The sequence below is a fragment of the Saccharothrix stipae genome (genome assembly GCF_054781895.1).
Genome location: NZ_BAAGTN010000006.1, coordinates 22,804 through 47,326 on the forward strand (window position 1 = coordinate 22,804; position 24,523 = coordinate 47,326).

Annotated in this window: 16 protein-coding genes; 6 read left to right on the forward strand and 10 right to left on the reverse strand. The window is 72.7% G+C overall.

The features are described 5' to 3' along the window. Window positions 1–73: 73 nt before the first annotated feature. On the forward strand, window positions 74–718 hold the full coding sequence (locus tag ACYVLT_RS11930) for a MerR family transcriptional regulator (protein WP_461120201.1): 645 nt from the start codon (window positions 74–76) through the stop codon (window positions 716–718). Between the two features lie 191 nt (window positions 719–909). Here the strand turns inward: ACYVLT_RS11930 and ACYVLT_RS11935 are convergent, their stop codons facing one another. After that, window positions 910–2,154 (reverse strand): HRDC domain-containing protein, encoded by a 1,245-nt coding sequence (locus tag ACYVLT_RS11935; protein WP_461120202.1) that lies wholly within the window; start codon window positions 2,152–2,154, stop codon window positions 910–912. A 67-nt stretch (window positions 2,155–2,221) separates the two neighbouring features. Further along, window positions 2,222–2,938, reverse strand: coding sequence for a response regulator (locus ACYVLT_RS11940; RefSeq protein WP_053718177.1), 717 nt, complete (start codon window positions 2,936–2,938; stop codon window positions 2,222–2,224). A 254-nt stretch (window positions 2,939–3,192) separates the two neighbouring features. Between ACYVLT_RS11940 and ACYVLT_RS11945 the strand changes: the two genes are divergently transcribed. Beyond that, the gene (locus ACYVLT_RS11945) at window positions 3,193–4,356 is read left to right on the forward strand and encodes a dipeptidase (protein ID WP_461120203.1); all 1,164 of its coding nucleotides are present in this window, start codon (window positions 3,193–3,195) and stop codon (window positions 4,354–4,356) included. A 38-nt stretch (window positions 4,357–4,394) separates the two neighbouring features. Here the strand turns inward: ACYVLT_RS11945 and ACYVLT_RS11950 are convergent, their stop codons facing one another. Beyond that, window positions 4,395–4,931, reverse strand: a complete 537-nt coding sequence (locus ACYVLT_RS11950; RefSeq protein WP_461120204.1) for a DUF3000 domain-containing protein — start codon at window positions 4,929–4,931, stop codon at window positions 4,395–4,397. Window positions 4,932–5,028: 97 nt separating this feature from the next. On the opposite strand from ACYVLT_RS11950, the gene hemE reads away from it, so the two are divergent. Genes hemE through hemQ form a run of 3 tightly spaced genes read left to right on the forward strand, consistent with a single transcriptional unit; the run spans window position 5,029 to window position 8,240 of the window. Next, complete coding sequence (hemE, locus tag ACYVLT_RS11955; RefSeq protein ID WP_461120205.1) at window positions 5,029–6,081, forward strand: uroporphyrinogen decarboxylase; 1,053 nt, start codon at window positions 5,029–5,031, stop codon at window positions 6,079–6,081. After that, window positions 6,078–7,517, forward strand: a complete 1,440-nt coding sequence (hemG, locus tag ACYVLT_RS11960) for a protoporphyrinogen oxidase (protein WP_461120206.1) — start codon at window positions 6,078–6,080, stop codon at window positions 7,515–7,517. The genes hemE and hemG overlap by 4 nt, the downstream gene beginning before the upstream one ends. Before the next feature lie 30 nt (window positions 7,518–7,547). Beyond that, a complete protein-coding gene (gene hemQ / locus ACYVLT_RS11965) occupies window positions 7,548–8,240 on the forward strand; it encodes a hydrogen peroxide-dependent heme synthase (protein ID WP_360456796.1) in 693 nt (230 codons plus the stop codon). Here the strand turns inward: hemQ and ACYVLT_RS11970 are convergent. From ACYVLT_RS11970 to ACYVLT_RS11980, 3 genes are read right to left on the reverse strand one after another with little or no spacing between them, the layout of a single operon-like run. Next, complete coding sequence (locus ACYVLT_RS11970; protein WP_461120207.1) at window positions 8,224–8,823, reverse strand: hypothetical protein; 600 nt, start codon at window positions 8,821–8,823, stop codon at window positions 8,224–8,226. The two genes, hemQ and ACYVLT_RS11970, sit on opposite strands and share 17 nt — an antisense overlap. Beyond that, window positions 8,823–9,647: a WXG100 family type VII secretion target gene (locus ACYVLT_RS11975; RefSeq protein ID WP_461120208.1), complete on the reverse strand. Its 825-nt coding sequence runs from the start codon at window positions 9,645–9,647 to the stop codon at window positions 8,823–8,825. The genes ACYVLT_RS11970 and ACYVLT_RS11975 overlap by 1 nt, the downstream gene beginning before the upstream one ends. Continuing rightward, window positions 9,644–9,994: a hypothetical protein gene (locus tag ACYVLT_RS11980; protein ID WP_461120209.1), complete on the reverse strand. Its 351-nt coding sequence runs from the start codon at window positions 9,992–9,994 to the stop codon at window positions 9,644–9,646. The genes ACYVLT_RS11975 and ACYVLT_RS11980 overlap by 4 nt, the downstream gene beginning before the upstream one ends. A gap of 141 nt (window positions 9,995–10,135) precedes the next feature. Between ACYVLT_RS11980 and ACYVLT_RS11985 the strand changes: the two genes are divergently transcribed. Continuing rightward, window positions 10,136–10,747, forward strand: coding sequence for a YbaB/EbfC family nucleoid-associated protein (locus tag ACYVLT_RS11985; protein ID WP_461120210.1), 612 nt, complete (start codon window positions 10,136–10,138; stop codon window positions 10,745–10,747). Between the two features lie 51 nt (window positions 10,748–10,798). On the opposite strand, the gene ACYVLT_RS11990 is transcribed toward ACYVLT_RS11985, so the two are convergent. The 4 genes from ACYVLT_RS11990 to ACYVLT_RS12005 all read right to left on the reverse strand — a co-directional run bounded on the left by ACYVLT_RS11990 (window position 10,799) and on the right by ACYVLT_RS12005 (window position 24,390). Beyond that, the gene (locus ACYVLT_RS11990) at window positions 10,799–14,026 is read right to left on the reverse strand and encodes a S8 family serine peptidase (RefSeq protein WP_461120211.1); all 3,228 of its coding nucleotides are present in this window, start codon (window positions 14,024–14,026) and stop codon (window positions 10,799–10,801) included. Between the two features lie 283 nt (window positions 14,027–14,309). Continuing rightward, entirely contained in the window at window positions 14,310–17,540 is a 3,231-nt protein-coding gene (locus ACYVLT_RS11995; protein ID WP_461120212.1) for a S8 family serine peptidase, read from the reverse strand. Between the two features lie 160 nt (window positions 17,541–17,700). Further along, a complete protein-coding gene (locus ACYVLT_RS12000) occupies window positions 17,701–20,904 on the reverse strand; it encodes a S8 family serine peptidase (RefSeq protein ID WP_461120213.1) in 3,204 nt (1,067 codons plus the stop codon). A 258-nt stretch (window positions 20,905–21,162) separates the two neighbouring features. Further along, entirely contained in the window at window positions 21,163–24,390 is a 3,228-nt protein-coding gene (locus ACYVLT_RS12005; protein WP_461120214.1) for a S8 family serine peptidase, read from the reverse strand. Window positions 24,391–24,523: the final 133 nt, after the last annotated feature.

The following is a 24,523-nucleotide window of genomic DNA, read 5'->3' on the forward strand; positions in this document are numbered from 1 at the left end:
TGGATAGCAGCACTTTCTACTATCGGATAGTTACAGTATCCATACTGAGAACCGTCTCAGGAAGGGGCCTGCCGTGCGCATCGCCGAGTTGAGCCGTCGCAGCGGTGTGCCGGTGCCGACGATCAAGTACTACCTGCGGGAAGGTCTGCTCCCGGCCGGTGAGCTGACCAGCCGTAACCAGGCCAGGTACGCCGAGGACCACGTGCACCGGCTGCGGCTCGTGCGGGCGATGGTCGAGCTCGGCGGGCTGTCGATCGCGGCCGTGCGGGAGGTGCTCGGGGCGTTGGACGACCCGGAGAAGTCACTGCACAAGGCGATGGGCACGATCTCGGCCGCGGTGGCGCCGCCGGACCTCGGCAGCGATGACGAGGCGGCGAACGAGCAGGCCAGGGCGTTCGTGGAGCGGCAGGGTTGGGTGTACCGGCCCCAGTCGTACGCGCACCAGGCGCTGGTCGGCGTGCTGGCGACGGCGCGGGAGGTGGGGCACGAGCGGTTCGCGGACATGCTCGACGGGTTCGCCGACGCCGCCCGGCCGTTGGCCGAGGCCGACCTGGCTTACGTGCTCGGCGGTGGGTCCAAGGACGAGGCGCTGGAGGGCGTGGTCGTGGGGACCGTGCTGGGTGACGCGGCGATGGCGGCCGTGCGCGCGTTGGCCCGGCGCGAGCTGTCGGGCGTGCGCCAGGCCGAGGAGACGCCCTCCCAGCCCTGCGACCCCTGAACCCGCGCGAGTCGAACCCTCAGGTCCCGCGTGTCCTACGTTCGCGTCACGCGTGTCCTACGTTCAGAACACCCGAGTTCAACGTTCAGAACAAGATCGACTGTTCTGAGCGTTGAACTCGGGGTACGCGAACGTAGGACACGCGCGTTCTGAACGTAGGACACGCGCGGGTTGGAGGTAGGACTCGCGGGTTAGGTGGGAGGGGCGGTCAGGGCGGCGGACAGGATGTCGGCGGTCAGGGTGATCTGCCAGTTGCGGGCGCCGCCCTCGCGCAGGGCCGCGGCCACGCCCGCGGGGGAGACGTCCTCCGGCGGCTGCCAGCACGTGCGCCGCACGAGGTCGGGCAGGAGCAGGTTCTCCACCGGCAGGGTGTTCGCCTCGGCCACCGCCGTCAAAGCGGTCCTGGCGGCCGCCAGGCGGGTCGCGGCGGCCGGGTCCTTGTCCGCCCACCGGTTGGCCGGCGGCGGGCCGTCGTGTTGCTGTGAGGGCTCCGGAAGCTCGGCTCGGGGCAGGGCGGCGGCGCGTTGCAGCGCCCCCAGCCACACGCCGACCATGCGTCGTTGCGCCCGACCGCGGAACACGGGCAGCGCCGACAGCGCCGCCTCGTCGGCCGGAGCGCGCACGGCGGCCTCGACCAGAGCGGAGTCCGGCAGCACGCGGCCCGGCGCGATGTCGCGTTCACGGGCCAGCGCGTCCCGCGCCTCCCACAGCGCCCGTACCGCGGCCAGCTGCCGGGGACTGCGGATCCGGTGGATCCCGGACGTGCGGCGCCACGGTTCCGCGCGCGGACGCGGCAGGGGGGCCGTGCGGGCGGCCTCGAACTCCTCGAGCGCCCACTCCAGCTTCCCCTGCCGCTTGAGCTCCTGTTCGAGCACGTCACGCAGCTCGACCAGCAGTTCGACGTCGAGTGCGGCGTAGTTCAGCCAATCGGCGGGAAGGGGGCGGCGCGACCAGTCGGCCGCACCGTGCCCCTTCTCCAACCGGTAGCCCAACAGCCGCTCGACGAGCGTGCCCAGCGCCACCCGCTCGAACCCGGCCAGCCTGCCCGCCAGCTCGGTGTCGAACAACGTGCTCGGACGCAACCCGAGTTCGGCGAGGCACGGCAGGTCTTGCGACGCCGCGTGCAACACCCACTCGGTCCCGTCCAGCGCCTCGACCAGCGGGTCGATTCGACCGCCGAGGGCGATCGGGTCGACCAGCACGGTCCCGGCGCCTTCCCGGCGCAGTTGCACCAGGTAAGCGCGTTGCGAGTAGCGGTATCCCGAGGCTCGCTCGGTGTCCACCGCAACCGGACCCGTCGCTCCGGCGAGCGCATCAGCGGCACGCCGGAGCGACGGTGCGTCGGCGACGACAGGCGGAACGCCGTCAGCGGGTTCCACCAGCGGCACCGGATCAGCACCGGTTGGTTCGGTTGGCTCGTCGGAGGGTACGTCCACGGCGGAAGACCCTACGACGAACGCACCACTCGCGGGTGTGTTCGGCCGGTTCAGTGTGCCGACCTGGCTAGCGGATCACGCCGGCACGCATGGCCAGCGCGACCATCTGAGCCCGATCCCCGGTGCCCAGCTTGCGCCCGATCCGCGACAGGTGAGACTTCACCGTCAACGCGGACAGGCTGAGCGCTTCGCCGATCTCCTTGTTGCTCTGGCCATCGGCGACCAGCTGGAGGACCTCGACCTCACGCGCGGAGAGTTCCCGCGGCGTGTTGTCGGTGCCCGGCACCCTCGTGCCCGCGGCAAGCACGGGCGCGACGCTCGGGTCCGCGTAGACGCCGCCGTCGAGGACCCTGCGCACCCCGTCGGTGACCACCATCGGCGAGGCGGACTTCAGCAGGTACGCCTGAGCGCCTGCCTGGAAGGCCGACCTGACCGCGTAGGGGTCGTCGGAGGACGCGAGGACCACGATGCGGGGCCAGCCCTGGGCACGGAGTTCCGTGACCAGGTCGATGCCGGTGCCATCCGGCAGACCCAGATCGAGGATCGCGAGGTCGCACGGTCCGGTGGCGAGTGCCCGCGCCCGAGCCTCCGCGACCGAAGCCGCCTCATGCACTGTCCCGGCTCCCATCTGGGTGAGCCGAGCCGATATCGCCTCCCTCAGCAGTGGGTGGTCGTCGACCACCAGCACTGAAAAAAGCTCCTCCCGCGGGTGCGGGACCATGTTCGCCGGCAACGTGCCGGCTGGCGTGGTACGAACGGCCTGACCTAAGCCGACGGCAGCCACGTCACTACCTCCCTGGAGTCGGTCGTGCCCCCCGACCGGCACCGGGACTTTCGTCCAATCAGCCGCGCCACTGATCGACCGAAAGTGGTGTCGTCTGGGGCAGCGTAGCCGCCCAAGCGGGTCTACGGGACGATCAATCGGGTATCTATCCCGAATGAGTTGTCACTGATGGCCCCCGTTGTCACACGATCGGCTGACAACTCGATCGGGCACGTAACGCGAGCGGTTCTCACGACGACATCAAGGAGTTGCGGGTGGCGAGCACCACAGGTCGAGGCCGGGCCGAGGAACTGCTGGCCCGGGTGCCACTGGTCGACGGGCACAACGACCTGCCGTGGGCGCTGCGCGACCTCGCCGCCTCCGGGCAAATCGGTGAAAAGTCAACGGCCGGTGACGCGACCTCGTGCGCCTCGATCGTCGACCTGACCGTCCGCCAGCCCGCGTTGCAGACCGACCTGGTCCGGGCGCGCGACGGCCGGTTGGGCATGCAGTTCTGGTCCGTCTGGGTCCCCTGCCGACTGGCGGGCGACGCAGCCGTGACCGCCGTGCTGGAGCAAGTGGAGTTGGTGCACGGGCTCGCCGCGCGCTACCCCGACCACCTCCGCATCGCGACCACGGCCGACGAGGCCGAACGGGCCTTCCGGGACGGGCGGATAGCCTCGCTGATCGGCGCGGAGGGCGGACACAGCATCAACGGCTCGTTGGGCGTGCTGCGCGCGCTGAGGCGGCTCGGCGTGCGCTACATGACGCTCACCCACAACGAGAACACCGAGTGGGCCGACTCGGCCACCGACGAGCCGGTGCACGGCGGGTTGACCGACTTCGGGCGCGACGTGGTGCGGGAGATGAACCGCGTCGGGATGCTGGTCGACCTGTCGCACGTGGCGCCATCCACCATGTGGGACGCCCTGGAGGTGTCGACGCGGCCGGTCCTGTTCAGCCACTCGTCGTGCCGCGCGGTCGCCGACCACCCGCGCAACGTGCCCGACGACGTGCTGGCGCGGCTCCGGGACAACGACGGCGTGTGCATGGTGACGTTCGTGCCGCACTTCCTGTCGCAGGCACACGTCGACTGGGACACCCGCCTCAAGGCCGCGATGGAGGCGGCGGGGGAGAACCACAACGACCTCGACGCGCGCCACCGCTTCGTCGACTCGTGGACCGACGGCGGCCCGACCCCTCGCGTGACGATGGACGACGTGGTCGCACACCTGGAGCACGCCCGCGAGGTGGCCGGCATCGACCACATCGGCCTCGGCGGCGACTACGACGGGACGCGCAGCCTGCCGGAGGGCATGGAGGACGTCTCGTGCTACCCGGACCTGGTCGGCACCCTGCTGGACCGGGGGTGGAGCGAGGACGACTGCGCCAAGCTGGTCGGCCTCAACGCGCTGCGCGTGCTGCGGGCCAACGACTGAGCCGCGGGCGTCGGCGCAGGGTCGTCAGCGCAAAATCGTCAGCGCAGGGTCGACACGCCCACCGGGGGCAGGCCCACGGCGGTGGCCATGACGTCGAAGAACGCGGTGCCGTGGGCGGCCAGCTCGGGGGTCCGGGCGGTCCAGGAGGCGCGCAGTTCCAGGTCGTCGGTGCGGGCCGGGCCCGCGATGTCGCCGAACCTCGCCGACGAGGTCTGGGTGACGGTGCCGCCCAGCGCCAGGAACTCCGCCCCGGACACCTCCAGCGCCTCCACCAGCCACGACCAGCCGACCTCGGGCAGCAGCGGGTCGGCGGCCAGTTCCGCGTCCAGCTCCACCCGCACGTACGCGACCAGCCGGAACACGCCCGACCAGGCCTCGACCCCGTCCGGGTCGTGCAGCAGCACGAGCCGTCCCGTGGACAGCTCGTCGGCGGGCCCGGTCACCTCCGCGGTCAACGCGAAGGACCAAGGCGCAAGCCGCTGCGGCGGGCGCACCTCGGTCAACTCCAGTTCGGGTCGGGTTCGCACCGACCGGAGCGTCGCCACCGCCCGCTGGAACAGTTCGGGCTCCGTCACACCACGGACTGTAGGCCCCTAAACCTCGGAACGTGAGCGCGGCACGCCGGGTCCGGAGCCGCCGCCCGAAGACGCCCGCCGCCCAGCCCATGGGACGATGGACGGCGAGATGAACGACATCACCGAAGCCCCGTTGCTCGTCGCCGCGCGCGGCGGCCGGCCGTCACGCACCCCGGTCTGGTTCATGCGCCAGGCGGGCCGTTCCCTGCCGGAGTACCGCAAGCTGCGCGAAGGCACCGCGATGCTGGACGCCTGCATGGACCCGGAGATGGTCTGCGAGATCACCTTGCAGCCGGTGCGCCGGCACGACGTGGACGGCGCGATCCTGTTCTCCGACATCGTCGTGCCGCTCAAGGCCGCGGGCGTCGACCTGGACATCGTGCCGGGCACGGGGCCGGTGGTGGCCAAGCCGATCGCGACCGAGTCCGACGTCAAGGCCATCCCCGAGCTGCACGAGGAGCAGGTGCGGCCGGTGGTCGACGCGATCGGGCTGCTCAACGCCCGGCTCGGCGACGTGCCGCTGATCGGGTTCGCGGGCGCGCCGTTCACCCTGGCCTCGTACCTGGTCGAGGGCGGCCCGAGCAAGCACCACGAGCGCACCAAGGCGCTCATGCACGGCGACCCGCACCTGTGGCACGCGCTGCTGGACCGGCTCGCGGGCATCACCGCCGAGTTCCTGCGGGTGCAGGTCGCCGCGGGCGTCAAGGCGGTCCAGCTGTTCGACTCGTGGGCGGGCGCGCTGTCCGAGCGCGACTACCGCGAGTTCGTCCTGCCGCACTCGACCAGGGTGCTGAGCAGCGTCAGCGGCGTACCGCGCATCCACTTCGGCGTGGGCACGGGCGAGCTGCTGCCCGCGATGCGCGAGGCGGGCGCGGACGTGGTGGGCGTCGACTGGCGCACGCCGCTGGACGTGGCCGTGCGGCGGCTCGAACAAGCGGCTCCGCACCTGCCGAAACCGGTGGTCCAGGGCAACCTCGACCCGGCGCTGCTGTTCGCGGGCCTGCCCGCGCTGGAACGCGAGGTCGAGCGGATCAAGCGCGAGGGCCGGGCCGCCGCCGGGCACATCTTCAACCTCGGTCACGGCGTGCTGCCCGACACCGATCCGGACGTCATCACCCGGGCCGTCGAGCTGGTGCACCGGGTCGGATGAGCACGCGGCGAGTGGCGGTGGTCGGCGGCGGGATCTCCGGCCTCGCCGCCGCGCACCGGCTGCGCCGCCTGCTCGGACCGCACGCCGAGATCACCGTGGTCGAGCAGTCCGGCGTGCTCGGCGGCAAGCTGCGCACCGCCGAGGTCGGCGGGCGCGCCTACGACGTGGGCGCGGAGGCGTTCCTGCACCGCCGCCCCGAGGCCACCGGGCTGATCGCCGAACTGGGCCTGGCCGACCGGCTGGTCCACCCGACGAAGGCCGCGGCGAGCATCCACGCCGCCGGCGACACCCGACCCATCCCCGCGCACACCCTCATGGGCGTCCCTGCATCGGTCGACGCCGTGCGTCAGGTGTTGTCGCACGAGGGCCTGCGCCGGGTCGCCGCCGAACCGACCCTGCCGCCGATCCGGCTGGACGGCGCGGACGTGTCCGTGGGCGCCCTGCTGCGCGAGCGGTTCGGCCCCGAGGTGGGCGACCGGCTGGTCGGGCCGCTGCTCGGCGGCGTCTACGCGGGCCGCACCGACGTGCTCGGCCTGCGCGCGACCATGCCGCAACTGGCCACCGCGCTGGACTCCGGAGCAGGCTCGCTGCTGGCCGCCGCCGCGACCACCATGCCCGCGCCACCCCGACCGGGGGTCCCTCGACCGCCGGTCTTCGGCACGCTGCGCGACGGCCTGTCGACGTTGGTGGCACGGCTGGCCGAGGCGGCCGCGGCCGAGGTCAGGCTCGGCCTGCCGGTGCGTGCCCTGATCCGCCGCGAGCACGGTTGGCGGCTGGAGATCGGCTCCGCCGCCCAGCCGCGGCACCTGGACGTGGACGGCGTGGTGCTCGCCGTGCCCGCGCCCGCCGCGCGCAGGCTGCTGGCCGACGTCGCGCCCGCCGCGTCCCGCCGCTACGCCGAGGTCGAGCTCGCGTCGATGGCGGTGGTGGCGCTGGCCCTGCCTCCCGGCACCGAGCTGCCCGAACGGTCCGGCGTGCTGCTGGCCGAGGGCGAGCGCGCCGCCGACGGCGGGCCGTTCACCGCCAAGGCGTTCACCTTCTCCAGCCGCAAGTGGGCGCACCTGGCCGGCGAGCCGGTGCTCGTGCGCGGCAGCGTCGGCAGGCACGGCGAGGCGCACCTGTTGCAGCGCGACGACGACGAGCTGGTCGCGGCGGTCCGGCACGACCTGCGCCGGCTGACCGGCGTCACGGCCGAGCCCATCGACACCGCGGTCACCCGCTGGGGCGGCGGCCTGCCGCAGTACGGCGTCGGCCACCTGGACGTCGTGCGCGGCATCGAGGACGCGGTCGCCGAGGTGCCCGGCCTGGCGGTGGCGGGCGCGACGCTGCACGGCGTCGGCATCCCCGCGTGCATCGCGACGGCGGACGCCGCGGCCGCCCGGGTCGCCGCCCACGTGCTCGGCCGGGGAGGTTCGACACGGCGTCCGCCGGGCTAGTCGGGCGAGCGCAGTGAGAGAATCGGAGCCATGGCCCGCCTGAACTACAACGAACTCAACGACACCATCCGCTACACCATGTGGTCGGTCTTCCGGGTGGAACCCGGTCGCCTGCCCGACGACCGCGGTCCGGCCGCGTCCGAGGCCCAGGAGTACCTGGACGGCCTGGAGGCCAAGGGCGTCGTGGTGCGCGGCGTGTACGACGTCGCGGGCCTGCGCGCGGACGCCGACTACATGATCTGGTGGCACGCCGAGGAGATCGAGCAGGTCCAGCAGGCCTACACCGGGTTCCGCCGCACCGCCGTGGGCCGCGTGTCCACCCCGGTGTGGAGCCAGGTCGCGCTGCACCGGCCCGCGGAGTTCAACCGCAGCCACATCCCGGCGTTCCTGGCGGGCGAGGAAGCCCGGAAGTTCGTGTGCGTGTACCCGTTCGTGCGGTCCTACGAGTGGTACCTGCTGCCGGAGGAGGACCGCCGCCGCATGCTCGCCGACCACGGCAAGGAAGCGCGGGACTACCCGGACGTGCGGGCGAACACGGTCGCGTCGTTCGCGCTGGGCGACTACGAGTGGATGCTCGCCTTCGAGGCCGACGAGCTGCACCGCATCGTGGACCTGATGCGCCACCTGCGCGGCACCGAGGCCCGCCGCCACGTGCGCGAGGAGATCCCGTTCTACACCGGCACCCGGGTCCCGGCCGCCGAGCTGGTCACGAACCTGCCGTGAGGGCGGCGACGACCCGCTTGGCGTGATGGCTGCCGACGTGCGCGCCGAACGTGCCGAGCACGATCCACGAGCCGTCTCGGAAGACCAGGCCGAACCGTCCCCGCGCGAGCAGCCGGGGACGGCGCTCGGCGGCCACCACGAGGTTGCGCGGCATCGACCACGTCACGGCCATCCGGTCGTCGCGGTTGACCAGGGCGACGAGCCGCCGCGGCGTCACGGCGAGGAAGCTGTGCCCGGTGAGGACCGCTTCGAGCTGCCTGGCCGGCGAGCCGGCCGGGCCGAAGCAGGTGCGCCCGCCGATCCAGCTCTCCGGGAAGTCGGCGGGCAGGTCCACCGACGGCGACGCGAACGCCACCCCGCCGACGCCCGCCAGCGCCTTGCCGACCCAGCCCTTCGGCTCCGGCACGGCCCGGGCGACCCGGTCGACGGCACGTCCCGCGGGCGTGGTCCAGAAGTCGGGCTCGGCGCCGCCGCGCGCGCCGTAGGCCACGGCGGCGGACGTGAGCGCGAGCAGCGCCTCACCGGGGTCCAACGCGCGCCGCGCGTCGTCACCCCACGACTTCAGGTCGTCGACCAGCGGCATCAGTCGTCGTCGGTGGCGTAGTTGTAGACGTCCTTGCCCATGTTGAACAGGCCGCCCGCCGGTCCGCCCGGCACCGATTCGCCCAGCACCTGGCCCAGCGGGATGCGCACCGGCGCGGTGTAGATCGACTTCGCCACGCCGAGCGCGATGCCTTCCTTGCTGAACGTGCCCGCGGCCTTCTTCAGCGCCTTGATCGCCTTCAGGCCCTGCTTGTAGGCCTTGGCCGCCTCGGCGAGCTTGCGCAGCATGTTCGACAGCTTCATCAGCAGGTCGGCGAGCTTCTTGACGATCTTGAAGACCTTGCCCAGGGTGGCGGCGGCCTTGGCGGCGGCCGCGGCGGCGCCGGCGGCCAGCGACGCGCCGAAGCTGATCACCGACGCGGCCAGGCTCACCAGCAGGTCGGTCACCAGCATCATGATCAGGTCGATGACGAGGTCGATGATCAGGTTCGCCGAGTCGACGCAGCCCTTGGCGGCCTCCACCAGCATCCCGGACGTGTCCTGCACGTTCTGGGCGAGCTGCTCGACCTGCTCCTCGATCTCGGTCAACCGGCCGTTGAACTTGTCCGCGGCCGGGCCCTGCCACACCCCGGAGACGGTCTGCCGGGCGCTCGCCTCGTCCGACACGATCGAGCGAATGTCGGTGGCGGCCTTCTCCCACGCGTCGGCCGCGCGGATCAGGTCGTCCGGGTCGCCCGCGACCCAGTCGATGGCCTCCAGGAACGGCGTCAGCAACGGCCGGATGATGCCCTGGATCGGGCCGGGGCAGCCGTTCAGGAAAGTCTCGATCTTGTTGTTGACCTCGACGGTCGTGCTGGGACTCATCCGCCCACCTTCGGAATCGTCAGCCCTTCGAGGCCCTGGACGATATCGGTGAGGAGTTCTCCGATTCCGGTGTCCACGCCCTCGTAGTCCTCGGCCGTGTCGCGCACCGATTCGGCGATGTCCCGCATCGCCTCGGCGCATTCCTTCAGATCGTTCATGGTCGAGGTCACGCGTTCCTCGTAGGACGCGTGGATGTCGCCGCTGGACGGCATCTTGCCGAACGCCTCACGGCCGACCTTCGCGGCCTCCAGTTCGGCCATGACCTGGTCGAACCGGTCGCCGCGGCGGACCGACGACCCCGCGAACTCCAGGATGCCGTCGAGCCTGACGTCGAACTTCGCCGTCATCGCGCCACCTCCCAATACCGATCACTCCGACGGTCGCGAACCCCCCGCGGTTCCGCCGGATCGCGAATTGCGCCGACGTTCGGTGCACTAGCCTGCGGCGGACACCTGCGGCAGACAGTAGTACAGCGGATCGAGGGCGCGATGCGAGAAGATCTCGAACAGAAGCTGGCGCGGATCACCCAACTCGCCGAGCAGAAGCAGCAGCAGGCCGACGAACTCCAGGGCCGGCTGGCGGGGTTGCGGGTGACCAGGAAGTCCGGTGACGGGTTGCTGACCGCGACCGTGACGGCGACCGGTCAGCTGGTCGACCTGCGCATCGAGGACCGGGCGCTGCGCAACGGCCGTGAGCTGGCGGCGAACCTGCTCACCCTGGTCTTCCAGGCCTCGGCCGCCGCGTCCGAGCAGGTGCGGGAGCTCGCGGCGCCGCTGCTGGAGGACAGCTCGATCGACCCGAGCTCGCTGAGCCCGGGTCCGACGCCGCCCGTGCTGCCGGGCGGGCCGGTGATGCCGGGCGCGCCGGGTGGCCAGCCCGCGCCGCCGCAGCACCAGCAGCCGCAGCAGTACGAGCAGCCGCCGCAGACGTTCCAGCAGCCGGTGCGGAACTACCCGCCCCAGCCGCCCCAGTCCCCACCGCCGCAGCCCCCTCAGCCGGGCCGGCCCCAGCCGCCACCGCCTCCGCCGCCCGCGCGCCGTCCGCCCGTGGACGACGACCCGGAGGAGGGCGGCTCCATCTTCCGCAAGGACTCGTGGTGACGCGGGAGGAGGGGCGCCCGGGTGCGGACGCCCCTCCTCCGTCGACTGTCGTTACTTGGTGAGCCGGTAGGCCCGGATCACGGTGTGCTCGAACGTGTTGCCCTTGCTGTCGGAGCCCTTGGCGCGCAGCGAGGCGTAGCCGGCTTGGTCGGCGTTGCGGACGTATGCGGCGTTGCCGATGATCGGGGCCTTCGACCAGGTCTTGCCGTCGTCGAACGAGACGTCGACCTCGACCTTGCGGACGCGGCCGTTGTCCGCGCCCTGCTGCTGTTCGACGGTGAGCGGGATGCGCAGCAGTCGGCCTGCGGGCGTGCCGCCGTCGGCGTCGAGGCGCGGCGTGAACCGCACCACCGAGACCGGCAGCTTGCGGATCTCGCCGTCCGGCGCGGTGTCCGAGCGGAACGTCCACGAGCCGGTGGCCCGGGTCGTCAGGTCGGAGATGCCCGGCGCGCGGACGAAGTCGATCTCGGCCTTGTACCCGGCGTCACCCGCGGGCACGGTGAACACGCCGCCCGGTTCCGTGAGCTCGCCGATCTTCTGCCCGTTGCGGTACAACGCGGTGCGCCCGGACTCGTAGGCCGAGCCGCCCAGGTTGTTCGAGGAGTCGTTGAGCAGCGGCACCTCCACGATGATCTGGTTGCCGAACCGGGCCAGGTACTCGAACCGGGACGCGGGCACGCCGGGGCCGAACACCGGGAAGTTGAACCGCTCGGTGCCGCGCCCGCCGGGGCGGTAGGCGCGGTCGGGCGAGGAGTAGTTCGCGACGATGTCGAAGTCGCCGCGGACCTGGATGAGCCGCCAGCCCCACTTGATGTCGGCGGTGTTGACGTAGTCGACCGACGCGCCGCCCGCCTTCACCGGGAACAGCACCGCCCAGCCGCCGGAGCCGTTGGGGCCGATGGCGTTGCCGCCGTAGGCGAACTCGTCGGTGGCCGGGCCGGGGCCGAACGCCGTCCGCACCTCGGCCAGCTCGCGCTTCGCGGGCGCGCGGACGAAGCCGGTGGGCGCCTTGCCGTGCTCGATCCACGCGAACCGGAAGTTCACCGGCGTGTCGCCGACCGGCGTGCCCTGGTACTGGGCGCCGATCGTGACTTCGAGCTCGTCGTCGGGCAGCGCCGGGCCGACGTGGCCGAGCGTCACGTTGTCGGTGAACCCTTCGAGGAACGCCACCCCGAACCCGACGGACCTGCCCTCGACGACGCGGTCGAAGCCGACGTCGCCGATCGCCGCCACCGCGCCGGGATCGGGCGCGGTGATGTCGACCGGCTTGGCGGTGCGGGCGTCGAACGTGAGCGCGGCGTTCCCGGTGACCGTCAGCGTGGGCCGCGGCAGCACGGCGATCCGGCCCTCGGCCTCGTCGCCGCTCACCACGCTCGCGTAGACCATGTACTCGCCCTTGGGCAGGCGGGTGGTCACGGTGTTGTCGGTGTCCTCCAGGAACGTGAACGTGTCGTTGTCCACGCCCATCACGACGCCCGTGTAGAACGTGGGCGCCCCGCCCTGGTCGTCGAGGAACGTGGCGGTGATGTCGTAGCTCTCGACCTCGCGGTCCACGCTCACCGGGGTGCGCAGGACGTCACCGGCCACCACGGCGCCGGAGAACGCGCCGTCCGCCGTGCCGACCTTGGTGTCGGCGGTGACGGTCACCTTCGCCTCGCCGCCCGCCGGCACGGTGAGGGTGGCCGGGGTGACGGTGAACATGCCCGCGGGCGCGGGCTTGCCGTCGGGGCCCTTGGCGTCGACCGACACCGGGAACGTGACCGGCTCGGCCCCGCTGTTGCGGTAGGTCAGTTCCTTGGTGACCGGGGTGTCGTCGGTGTGCGGCCACAGCTGGCGGCCCATGGCCAGGCTGGCGGGCTCGGACGTGACCGAGGTGGTGATGGCCTCGCCCAGGTCGACGCGACCCGCACCCTGGTCGAACGCGGTGAGCGCCGGGTTGCTCTTGGCCGACGCCATGAGCGCGGCCTTGATCTGCGCGCCCGTCCAGTCGGGGTGTTGCTGGGCGATCAAGGCGGCCGCGCCCGCGACGTGCGGGGTGGCCATGGACGTCCCGGACAGGGCCACGTGGTGCTCGCCCACGGGCGTGCCGATGCTGCCGGTGGCGGCCTTCGCGGCGACGATGTCCACGCCGGGCGCGGTCACGTCGGGCTTGACCGCGCTGTCGCCGACGCGCGGGCCGCGGCTGGAGAAGTACGCGATGCTGTCGTCGCGCTCGACCGCGCCGACGGTCAGCGCGGCGTCCGCGCTGCCGGGCGAGCCGATCGTGCCGGGGCGGCCGGAGTTGCCCGCCGCGATCACGAACAGCGTGCCGCTCTGCGCGGACAGCGTGTTCACCGCCTCTTCCAGCGGGTCGAGCTCGGGCCGGTCGTTGCCGCCGAGGCTCAGGTTGACCACGTCGGCGCCCTGGTCGACGGCCCACTGCATGCCGCCGAGGATCCAGGACTCCGCGCAGCCGTAGAGGACGCACACCTTGCCGTCGAGGATCTGCGCGTCCGGCGCGACGCCCTTGTACTTGGCGCCGTTGCTGGCGACGGTCGCGGCGACGTGCGTGCCGTGGCCGTCGACGTCGGTGGCGTCGGGGTCGTCGGTGAAGTTCTGCTCGGCGACCTCCTTGCCCGCCAGGTCGGCGTGCGCGCCGTCGACGCCGCCGTCGAGGACGGCGACCTTCACGCCCTTGCCGGTGTACCCGGCCTGCCAGGCGGTGGGCGCGCCGATCTGCGCGGTGGAGCGGTCCAGCGACGGTTGGCGCAGGCCGTCCAGCCAGACCTTCTCCACGCCCGGGTCGGCCACCAAGGCCTGGAACGCCGTGCCCGCCTCGGACTTGGCGGTCCGCGCGGCCACCGCGCCGACGGTCGGCAGCTCACGGGTGACGTGCGTGCCGGCGGCCCGCACCCGGGCCTCGCCCCGCTGCTTGACGATCAGCGGCACGGTGTCGCGCTTGGCGTCGTCGTAACCGGCCTCGACCAGCCCGGTCACGTCGAACAGGCGCAGGTCGAGCTTGTCCTCGGCGACCGCGCCGAGCGCGTCGCGCGGGACGACGTGCAGGTTGCCGTCCCGGTGGAACGTGTGGAAGCCGACCCGTTCGCGGCCGGGACCGGCCTGGAACGAGCCGAACGTGGCGCCGTTGAGCACGACCCGGTCACCCGTGATCAGGGTGACGGTCGCGCCGCGGCCGGCGTGCCCACCGGCCCGGCCCTGCTGGTCCGGCGCCGCGCCGGCAACCCCCGTTGCCGTGCCTGCCGCTAGTCCGGTCGCCAGGACGGCGGCTGCCCACCGCACCCCGCGCCTTCGTGATCTGGACGTCAACACAGATACCTCCCGAATCTGGTTGTCGCGCGGAAAAGCGCGCAGTCGGAAGGCGCCGCTGACCCCCGGTGGCGGCGAAGAACCGGAACAGTGAAGCCCCCCAACGACATCGACGCTATCCACCCGTCAGGGTGAGGTCAGCGTCTCTTAGTGGGGAATTGACCACCCGAACAGGCCAGTGCGTGATTACTCACCGTTGTATTGCGGGAGAGGGGGCATACGTTCGAGCTAATGCCCCCTCTCCTCAGGTGACCGGTCAGTCGATCTTGCCTGCGCCGATCTTGTAGGCGCGGATCACGGCGTGTTCGAACGTGTTGCCCAAGCTGTCGGAGCCCTTGGCGCGCAGTGAGGCGTAGCCGGCTTGGTCGGCGTTGCGGACGTATGCGGCGTTGCCGATGATCGGGGCCTTCGACCAGGTCTTGCCGTCGTCGAACGAGACGTCGACCTCGACCTTGCGGACGCGGCCGTTGTCCGCGCCCTGCTGTTGGTCCACGGTGAGCGGGATGCGCAGCAGTCGACCGGCGGGCGTGCCGCCCTCGGCGTCCAGACGCGGCGTGAACCGCACCACCGACAGCGGCAGCCTGCGGGGCTGCTCACCGGACACGGTGTCGGAGCGGAACGTCCACGAGCCGGTGACCCGGGACGTCAGCTCGGAGACGCCGGGCGCGCGGACGTAGTCCACCTCGACCCGGTACCCGGCCTCACCCGCGGGCACGGTGAACACGCCGCCCGGTTGTGCGACCTCGCCGATCTTGCGCCCGTCCCGGTGGAGCGCGGTGCGCGAGGACTCGGCCGCGGCACCGCCCAGGTGGTTCTCGGCATCGTTGAGCAGCGGCACCTGCACCAGGAGCTGGTCGCCGAGCCGGGCCAGGTAGTCGTACCGCGACGCGGGCAGGCCGGGGCCGAACACCGGGAAGCCGAACCGCTCGTGGTGCGTGCGGCCGTTGCGGTAAGCGCTGTCCTCGATCGAGTAGTCGGCCACGGACCTGCCCGCGGCGTCGTGCTGCGAGGCCAACCAGTGCCAGCTGAAGTCGTCCCCGGTGAGGTAGTCGACCGCGTCGCCGCCCTCCGGCACGTCGAACAGCGCGCCCAGCGGGCTGGAGCCGTCGGGCGCGGTGGGTCCGGCGCCGTGGCTGTACCGGTGGCCCGCCGGTGCGGGGCCGAACTTCGTCCGCACCTCGGCGAGCTGACCCTTGGTGGGCGCGCGGACGAAGCCGGTGGGCACGCGACCGCGTTCGAGCCACGCGAACCGGTAATGGACCGCGGTCGTGCCGACGGGCGTGCCGATCGTCTGGGTCGCGACGATGACGCTGAGTTGGTCGTCGGGCAGCGCCGGGCCGAGGCCGCCGATCGTGACGCCGTCGGTGAACCCGCCGATGAACAGCGAGCCCGCCCCGGCCCGCGCGTCCCGGTAGGTGCGGGTGACCCGCACCTCGGCCAGCACCGGCGTCGGGTCCGGGTCGGGCGTGGTGACCTTGAGCGGCTTGGTGGCGCGGGCGTCGAACGGCAGCGCCGTCGAGCCGGTCACGCGGAGACCGGGCTGCGAGAGGATGGCGACCCGGCCGTCCTGCGGGTCGCCGGTGGTGACCTCGCCGTAGGCGATGTACTCGCCCTTGGGCAGGCGGGTGGTGACGGTGTTGTCCGCGTCGGTCAGGAACGTGAACGTGTCGTTGTCCAGGCCGATCACGATCCCGCTGTACCGCGTGGGCGCTTGGCCGTTCGCGTCGAGGAACGTGGCGGTGACGTCGTAGCTCTCGACCTCGCGGTCGACGCTCACCGGCGTGCGCAGCACGTCGCCGGCGACCACGGTGCCGGCGAACATGCCGTCGACCGCGCCGACCTTCGTGTCGGCGGTGACGGTCACCTTCGCCTCGCCGCCCGCCGGCACGGTGACGGTCGCGGGGGTGGCGGTGAACATGCCCGCAGCCGCGGGGTTGCCGTCCGGGCCCTTGGCGTCGACCGACACGTCGAACGTCACCGCGTCCGTGCCGCTGTTGCGGTAGGTGATGTCCTTGCTGGTCGGGGTGTCGTCGTCGTGCGGCCACTGGTGCAGTCCGAGTGCGAGTGACGGCGGGTCGGCGGTGATGGTGGTGGTGATGGCCTTGGTGAGGTCGACGCGGCCGGTGCCCTGGTCGAACGCGGTCAGCGCGGGGTTGTGCTTGGCCGATGCCATGAGCGCGGCCTTGATCTGGGCGCCCGTCCAGTCGGGGTGTTGTTGGGCGATCAAGGCGGCCGCGCCCGCGACGTGCGGGGTGGCCATGGAGGTGCCGGACACCGCGACGTGGCCGTCACCGACCGGCATGCCGATCTGGCCGTGGGCGGCCTTCGCGGCGACGATCTCCACGCCCGGTGCGGTGACGTCGGGCTTGACGGCCCCGTCGCCCAGGCGTGGGCCGCGGCTGGAGAAGGGGGCGATGCTGTCGTCCCGGTCGACCGCGCCCACGGTGAGCGCGGCGTCCGCGCTGCCCGGCGAGCCGACACTGGCGGATCGGCCGGAGTTGCCGGCGGCGATCACGAACAGCGTGCCGCTCTGGGCGGACAGCGTGTTCACGGCCTCTTCGAGCGGGTCGAGACCCGGCGTGTCGGTGCCGCCGAGGCTGACGTTGACCACGTCGGCGCCCTGGTCGACGGCCCACTGCATGCCGGTGAGGATCCAGGACTCCGAGCAGTTGAAGGAGCAGACCTTGCCGTCGAGGATCCGCGCGTCGGGTGCGACCCCCTTGTACTTGGTGCCGTTGCTCGCGATGGTCGCGGCGACGTGCGTGCCGTGACCGATTTGGTCGGTGGCATCGGGGTCGTCGGTGAAGTTGTGCTCCGCGACCTCCTGGCCGACGAGGTCGGGGTGGGCCTGGTCGACGCCGCTGTCCAGCACGGCGACCTTGACGCCCGTGCCCGTGTACCCGGCCTGCCACGCGGTGGGCGCCCCGACCTGGGCGACCGAGCGGTCCAGGGTCGGCTTGCGGACGCCGTCCAGCCAGACCTTCTCCACGCCCGGGTCGGCCAGCAGCGCGTGGAACGTCGCGGCGGCATCGGACTTCGGGGCCTGCGCGGCCACGGCGCCGACGGCGGGTAACTCGCGGGTGACCCGAACGCCGGCGTGCTGCCCGCCACCGGTGATGATCAGCGGCACGGTGTCGCGCCCGGCGTCGTCGTAGCCCGCCTCCACCAGCGCGGTCACGTCGAACAGGCGCAGGTCCAGCTTGCCGTTCGCCAAGGCCTGGGCGGCGTCGCGCGGCACGACGTGCAACCGGCCGTCGCGGTGGAACGTGTGGAAGCCGATCCGGTCGCGGCCGGGACCGGCCTCGACCGACACGACCGCCGTGCCGTCGAGCACGACCCGGTCACCCGTGATCAGGGTGAGGGTCGATCCGACGGCGTGGTGGCGCGCCGGGTCCGGCGTAGCGCCGGCCACCCCCGTGGCCGTGGTGGCGACGAGCCCGGCCGCGACCAGGGCGGCCGAGGCGGTTCGTCGTGCTCTCGCGGTCAACGCAGATACCTCCCGAATCCGGTTGTGCGCGGTGGAGAAGCGCGGTCGGAAGGCACCGCCGACTCGCGGCCGCGGCGGTGTGCCGGAATTGTCGAAGCCCCCCAACGACTTCGAAGCTATCCGAAAGGGGGCGTTCGCGGGTGCGAACGCCCCCTCGCGGCTAGCGGATCTTGTACGCGCGGATCACGGTCTGCTCGAACGTGTTGCCGTTGCGGTCGGAACCCTTGACGCGCAACGAGGCGTGCCCGGCGGCGCCGGGGTTGCGCACGAACGCGGTGCGCCCCACCAACGGCGTCGTCGACCACGTCTTGCCGTCGTCGAAGGACACCTCGACCCGGATCCGGTCGACCCGGCCGTTGGCCGCGCCCTCCTGCTGCTCGACCACGAGCGGCACCCGCAGCAGCCGGCCCGCGGGCGCGGCGCCGTTCGCGTCGAGCGCCGGGGCGAACCGGACCACGGTCAACGGCAGCGGCGCCACCCGGTCACCCGGCACGGTGTCCGAGCGGAACGTCCACGCGCCGCTGAGAGCGGTGGAGAATTCCGAGACGCCCGGCGCCCGCACGGCCTCGGTCTCGACGCGGAAGTCCGCCGCACCCGGCGGCACGGCGAACCGGCCACCACCCGGCGAGGCCTCCTCACCGACCACGGTTCCGTTGCGCAGCAACGTGGTCCGGGCCGACGAGGTGATCGACCGGCCGAAGTTGCCGTCCCGGTCGCCGAACAGGGGCACGAAGAAGTCGACCAGGTCACCGGTCCTGCTCAGGTACGGGTACTCGCTCGCGGGCAGCCCCGGGCCGAACACCGGGCGGTTGAACCGCTCCCGGTACGTGCGTCCCGGCTCGTGCGCGCGCATCGGCGTGTCGAGCTGGGCCTCGATCGCGTCACCCTGGAACTGCCCGAGCGACCACGCCCACCGCACGTCGGGCGCGGCGGTGCTGTAGTCGAGCGACCGACCCGGCGCGGTGACCGCGGTGTCCAGGGCGAAACCGCCCAGGCCCCCGCCGGACGGGAAGGCCAGCATCGGGTAGCCGGCGAAGACGTACCGCTTGCCGTCAGGGCCGGGGGCGAACTCCGACCGCACCTCGGCGAGCTCGCGCTTGGCGGGCGCGCGGACGAAGCCGGTGGGCACCTTGCCGTGTGCCGCCCACGCCAACCGGTAGGTCACCGGGGTCGTGCCGACCGGTGTGCCGGCGGCGTGCGCGTTCACCATCATGGAGAAGTCCTCGGCGGGCAGCTCGGGGCCGAGGTGGCCGATGGAGACGTTGCCGAAGCCGCCCGCGTACAGCCCGCCGATGCCGGCCACGAGCGCGCCGTTGTGGCTGCGGCCGAGCAGCAGGTCGCCGATCGGGCGTTCCGCCTTCGGGTCGGGGAAGGTGATGGAGATCGGTTTCGCCTTCCGGGCGTCCGCGACGACCGGGGCGTTGTCACGGTCGACGCGCAGGCTCGGCATCGGCAGCACGGCGCTCTTCGTCCCGTCGGTCAGCACCTCGGTCACGACGATGTACTCGCCGACGGGCAGCCGGGCGGTGGCCTTGCCGACGTCACCGCTGAGGAACACGGCCCGGCCGTTGTCCAGACCGATGGCGAGCGCGAAGTAGTCGACCGCGGGCCGGCCCGCCGCGTCGACGAACTCGAACGTGACGTCGTAGCTCTCGACCTCGCGGTTCAGGCCCACCGGCACGCGCAGCCGCACGTCGCCGCCGGACGCGACGACCGTGCCGCTGTACGCGCCGTCCGCGGTCGCGGCCGCGGGATCGGCCGTGACGGTGGCCTTGGCCTCACCACCCGCGGGCACGGTGACCGCGGCGGGGCTGACGGTGAACACGCCGGCCGGCACGGGCGTGCCTCCCGGACCCTTGGCCTCGACCGTGAGGTCGAGCGTGACCGGCTGGGTTCCGGTGTTGCGGACGGCGAACTCCTTGCTGGTCGGGGTGTCGTCGTCGTGCGGCCACTGGTGCAGTCCGAGTGCGAGTGACGGCGGGTCGGCGGTGACCGTGGTGGTGATGGCCTTGGTCAGGTCGACGCGGCCGGTGCCCTGGTCGAACGCGGTCAGCGCGGGGTTGTGCTTGGCCGACGCCATGAGCGCGGCCTTGATCTGCGCGCCCGTCCAGTCGGGGTGTTGCTGGGCGATCAAGGCGGCCGCGCCCGCGACGTGCGGGGTGGCCATGGACGTCCCGGACAGCGCCACGTACTTGTCGCCCACCGGGGTGCCGATCCGGCCGGTGCCGGACTTCGCGGCGACGATGTCCACGCCGGGCGCGGTGATGTCCGGCCTGGGTGCGCCGTCGCCGACGCGCGGGCCGCGGCTGGAGAAGTCCGCGATGTCGTCGTTCCGCTCGACCGCGCCGACGGCGAGCGCCGCGTTCGCGCTGGCGGGCGAGCTCAGCGTCTCGGGCGCGCCGGAGTTGCCCGCCGCGACCACGAACAGCGTGCCGGTCCGCGCCGACAACGTCTCGACGGCCTGCTCCAGCGGGTCGACGTCCGGGGTGTCCGTGCCGCCCAGGCTCATGTTGATCACGTCCGCGCCCTGGTCGGCGGCCCACTGCATGCCGTCGACGATCCAGGACTCGGCGCAGTCCAACGAGCAGACCTTGCCGTCGAGGATCTGCGCGTCGGGCGCGACACCGCGGTACTTCTCGCCCGCGCTGGCGACCGTGGCGGCGACGTGCGTGCCGTGGCCGACCAGGTCGCTGTTGTCGGGGTCCTCGGTGAAGTTGCGCTCGATGACCTCCCGGCCCGCCAGGTCGGGGTGCGTCTGGTCGACGCCGCTGTCCAGCACGGCGACCTTCACGCCCTTGCCGGTGTACCCGGCCTGCCACGCCGCGGGCGCGCCGACCTGCGCCACGGACCGGTCGAGGCTCGGCTTGCGGATGCCGTCCAGCCAGATCTTCTCGACGCCCGGGTCGGCCACCAGGGCCTGGTAGGTGCCCGCCGTCTCGGACTTCGCGGTCCGCGCGGCCACCGAGCCGATGGCGGGCAGCGCCCGGGTGATTTGGACGCCACCGGTCCGCGGCTGGTCACCGGTGATGATCAGCGGCACCGTGTCGCGCTTCGCGTCGTCGTAGCCCGCGTCCACGAGCCCGGTGACGTCGAACAAGCGCGGGTCCAGCTTGCCGTCGGCGAGCGGGCGGGCCGCGTCGCGCGGGATGACGTGCAGCCGACCGTCGCGCACGAACCGGTAGAACGTGATGCCGTCGCGGTCGCGACCCGGCGTGACCGAGACGAGCCGGTCGCCGGCGACGACGACCCGGTCACCGGTGACCAGGGTGACGGTGTGCCGCTCGGCGTCGGCGCGACCCGGTGGTGCCGGTGCGGGTGCCGCGGTCGCCGTCGCGGTGCCGGCGACCAGCCCGACCGCGAGCAACGCGGTCCCCCAAGCGACACCGCGCCTTCGTGATCTCGGATTCAACGCAGATACCTCCCGAATCTGGTTGAGCGGGAGGCGAAACGAAATGCGGTGTGCACCGAATGGTGAATATCGCCCCCCGACACCTCGACGCTAACCAGTCGGGGGAGTGGATTCAGCGGCCCAACGTGGTGCATGCGGTCGGCCGGGCAGCCCAACCGGCGTTGCTCGCCGAAAGGGGCGCCCGCCGGTCGCGGACGCCCCCTCCCGATCGGGTCAGGCGATCTTGTAGGCGCGGATCACGGTGTGCTCCAAGGCGTTGCCGCTGCTGTCGGTCGCCCGCACCCGCAGCGACCCGTACCCGGCCGCGTTCGGGTTGGCGATGGCGGCCACGCCCGCGGCCACCGGCACCGCGGTCCACGACGTGCCGTCGTTGAACGACACCTCGACGTCGACCCGGTCGACCCGCCCGTTGGCCGCGCCCTCCTGCTGCTGCACGGTCAACGGCACCCGCAGGGACCGGCCCCTCGGCGCGGCGCCGCCGGCGTCCAGCTCCGGCGTGAACCGCACCACCGACAACGGCAGCGGCACGTACTGGTCGCCGGCCGCGGTGTCGGAGCGGAACGTCCACGCGGCGCTCACCCTGGTGGCGAACTCCGACGTGCCGGTCGCCCGCACCGCGTCGGTCTCCACCCGGTAGGCCGACGCGCCCGCGGGCACCTCGAACAGCCCGTTGGCCGCGTACGTCGTCTCGCCGACCTTCACCCCGTCGCGCAGCAACGTGGTCCGGGCCGACGAGACCGCCGCGTTGCCGCCGTTGCCCGCCCGGTCGGTGAACAGCGGCAGCGCGAAGCTGATCTCGTCGCCGCTGCGCGCCAGGTACGGCGAGCGCGACTCGGGCAGCGCGGGGGAGAAGACCGGGTCGTTGAACCGCTCCTCGTGCGACCCGCCCCGTTGGTACGTGCGCTCCGGCGAGATCAAGGTGGCCTCGACCGCGCCGTCCGCGCCGAACTGGAGGAAGCCCCAGGACCACGCCAGATCCGTGGTGACCCGGTCGATCGCCTCACCCGGCGAGGCCACGTCCGGCAGCCACGCCCAGCCACCGACACCGCCCGCCGTGATCGGGTTGCCGCCGTGGCCGAACTCGCGACCCGCCGGACCGGGGCCGAACGTCGTGCGCACCTCGGCCAGGTCGGCCGCGGCCGGCGCGCGCACGAACCCGACCGGCATCCGGCCCTGCTGCGACCAGGCGAACCGGTAGGTCACCGGCTTGTCGCCGTCCGGCGTGCCGCGCAACTGCGCGCCGAGCAACGCGGTCACCTCGTTCGCGGCCAGTTCGGGGCCGACGTGCGCGATGGACACGTCCGGGCCGAAGCCGCCGAGGAACGCGGTGCTCACGCTGGCCTGCCGGTCACCGTGGTGGCGGACCATCGTCACGTCGCCCAGCGCCTCCTCGGCCGCCGGGTCCGGCGCGGTGATCCGCACCGGCTTGGCCGTGCGTGCGTCGAGCACCACCGCGGTGTCCGCGGTGACGCTCAGGCTCGGCCGCGGCAGCAGCGCGAGTCGCGTGTCGTCGGTCTCCACGTCGGAGTTGGTGAAGTACTCGCCCTTGGGCAACCGCAGGGTGAACGAGCCGTCGGCGTCGTAGGGGAAGGCGAACGTGTCGTTGCTCAGCCCGATGATCGACGTGTAGTAGTCGGCCGCGGGCGCGCCCGAGTCGTCCAGGAAGCTGAACGCCACGTCGTAGCTCTCCACCTCCCGGTTGACGCTGAGCGCGGTGCGCAGCGGCGTCGAACCGCCGGTGGCCACCACCGAGCCGACGTACAGGCCGTCCAGCTCGCCGAGCCGGGTGTCGGCGGTGACGGTGGCCGTCGCCTCGCCGCCCGCCGGGACGGTCACCTTCGCCGGGGACGCGCCGACCAGGCCGGCCGGCCCCGCACCGCCGTCGGGCCCCTTGACCTCGGTGGTCAGCGTCAGCGTGACCGGCGCCGAACCGCTGTTGCGGTACGTGACGGCCTTCGTGACCGGGGTGTCGTCGGTGTGCGGCCACCGCTGCAAGCCCAGGGCCAGGCCGGCCGGCTCGGCGGTGACCGCGGTGGTGATCGCCCCGGCCAGGTCCACCCGGCCCGAGCCCTGGTCGAACGCGGTCAGCGCCGGGTTGCTCCTCGCCGACGCCACCAACGCCGCCTTGATCTGCGCGCCGGACCAGTCCGGGTGCTGCTGCGCGAGCACGGCCGCCGCGCCCGCCACGTGCGGGGTGGCCATCGACGTGCCCGACATCGCCACGTAGCCGTCGCCGACCGGCGTGCCGATCGTGCCGCTGCTCGACCTCGCGGCCACGATGTCCACGCCCGGTGCGGTGATGTCCGGCTTCACCGCGCCGTCGCCGACGCGCGGCCCGCGGCTGGAGAACGGCGCGATGCCGTCCTGCCGGTCCACCGCGCCCACGGTCAGCGCCGCGTCGGCGCTGCCGGGCGAGCTGATCGTCTCGGGGCGGGAGTTGTTGCCCGCCGCGACCACGAACAGCACGCCGGTCCGCGCGGACAGCGTGTTCACCGCTTCCTCCAGCGGGTCGAGCTCGGTCGTGTCACCGCCGCCCAGGCTGATGTTCACGATGTCCGCGCCCTGCTCGGCGGCCCACTGCATGCCCGCCACGATCGCCGACTCCTGGCAGCCCGAGACGACGCACACCTTGCCGTCCAACAGGTCCGCGTCCGGCGCGACGCCCTTGTACCGCGCGCCGGAACTCGCGATCGTCGCGGCGACGTGCGTGCCGTGGCCGACGCCGTCGGTGGCGTCCGGGTCGTCGGTGAAGTTGCGCTCCGCGACCTCGTGACCCGCCAGGTCCGGGTGGTCCTGGTCCACGCCGGTGTCCAGCACGGCCACCTTCACGCCCTTGCCGGTGTGCCCGGCCCGCCACGCGGTCGGCGCGCCGATCTGCGCGGTGGAGCGGTCCAGGCTCGGTTGGCGCAACCCGTCCAACCACACCTTGCGCACGCTCGCCCTCGACACGAGCGTGCGCCAGGTGTCCGCTGCCTCGGACTTGACCACCCGCGCGGCGTACGAGCCGACCGCGGGCAGCGGGTGACCGACGCGCAGACCGGCCGCGGCCGGCTCCTGCTCCCCGGTCACGATCAGCGGCAGGGTGTCGCGCCGCCGATCGTCGTAGCCGGCCTCGACCAGTCCCGTGACGTCGAACAGCCTCGAGTCGAGCTTGCCCTGCGAGACGGCCTGCGCCGCGTCGCGCGGCACGACGTGCAGGTGCCCGTCGCGCCGGTAGCTGTGGAACACCGTGCGTTCCCGTCCCGGTGCGGCGACCAGGGCGCTCACCTCGTCGCCGAGGAGCACGACCTTGTCGCCGGTGATCAGGGTGACCTCGTGGTGCTCGCCGCCGGTGGCGGGCGGGACGTCCTGCGCCCCCGACACACCCGGTCCGCTCGCCGTGAGGCCGGCCGCGACGAGCACGGCCCCCCAGGTCGCGCCACGCCAGCGTTTGCGCTTCAACTCTCGAACCTCCCGGTGAGGTGCCGCGCACGGCGGGACGCGGCCGAAAGGGCTACTTACCCGCGGTGACGGCGGAAGTACCGGGAGCGACGTCGCCCATGGACCTCACCGACGCTAAAGGCTGCGAGGAGGG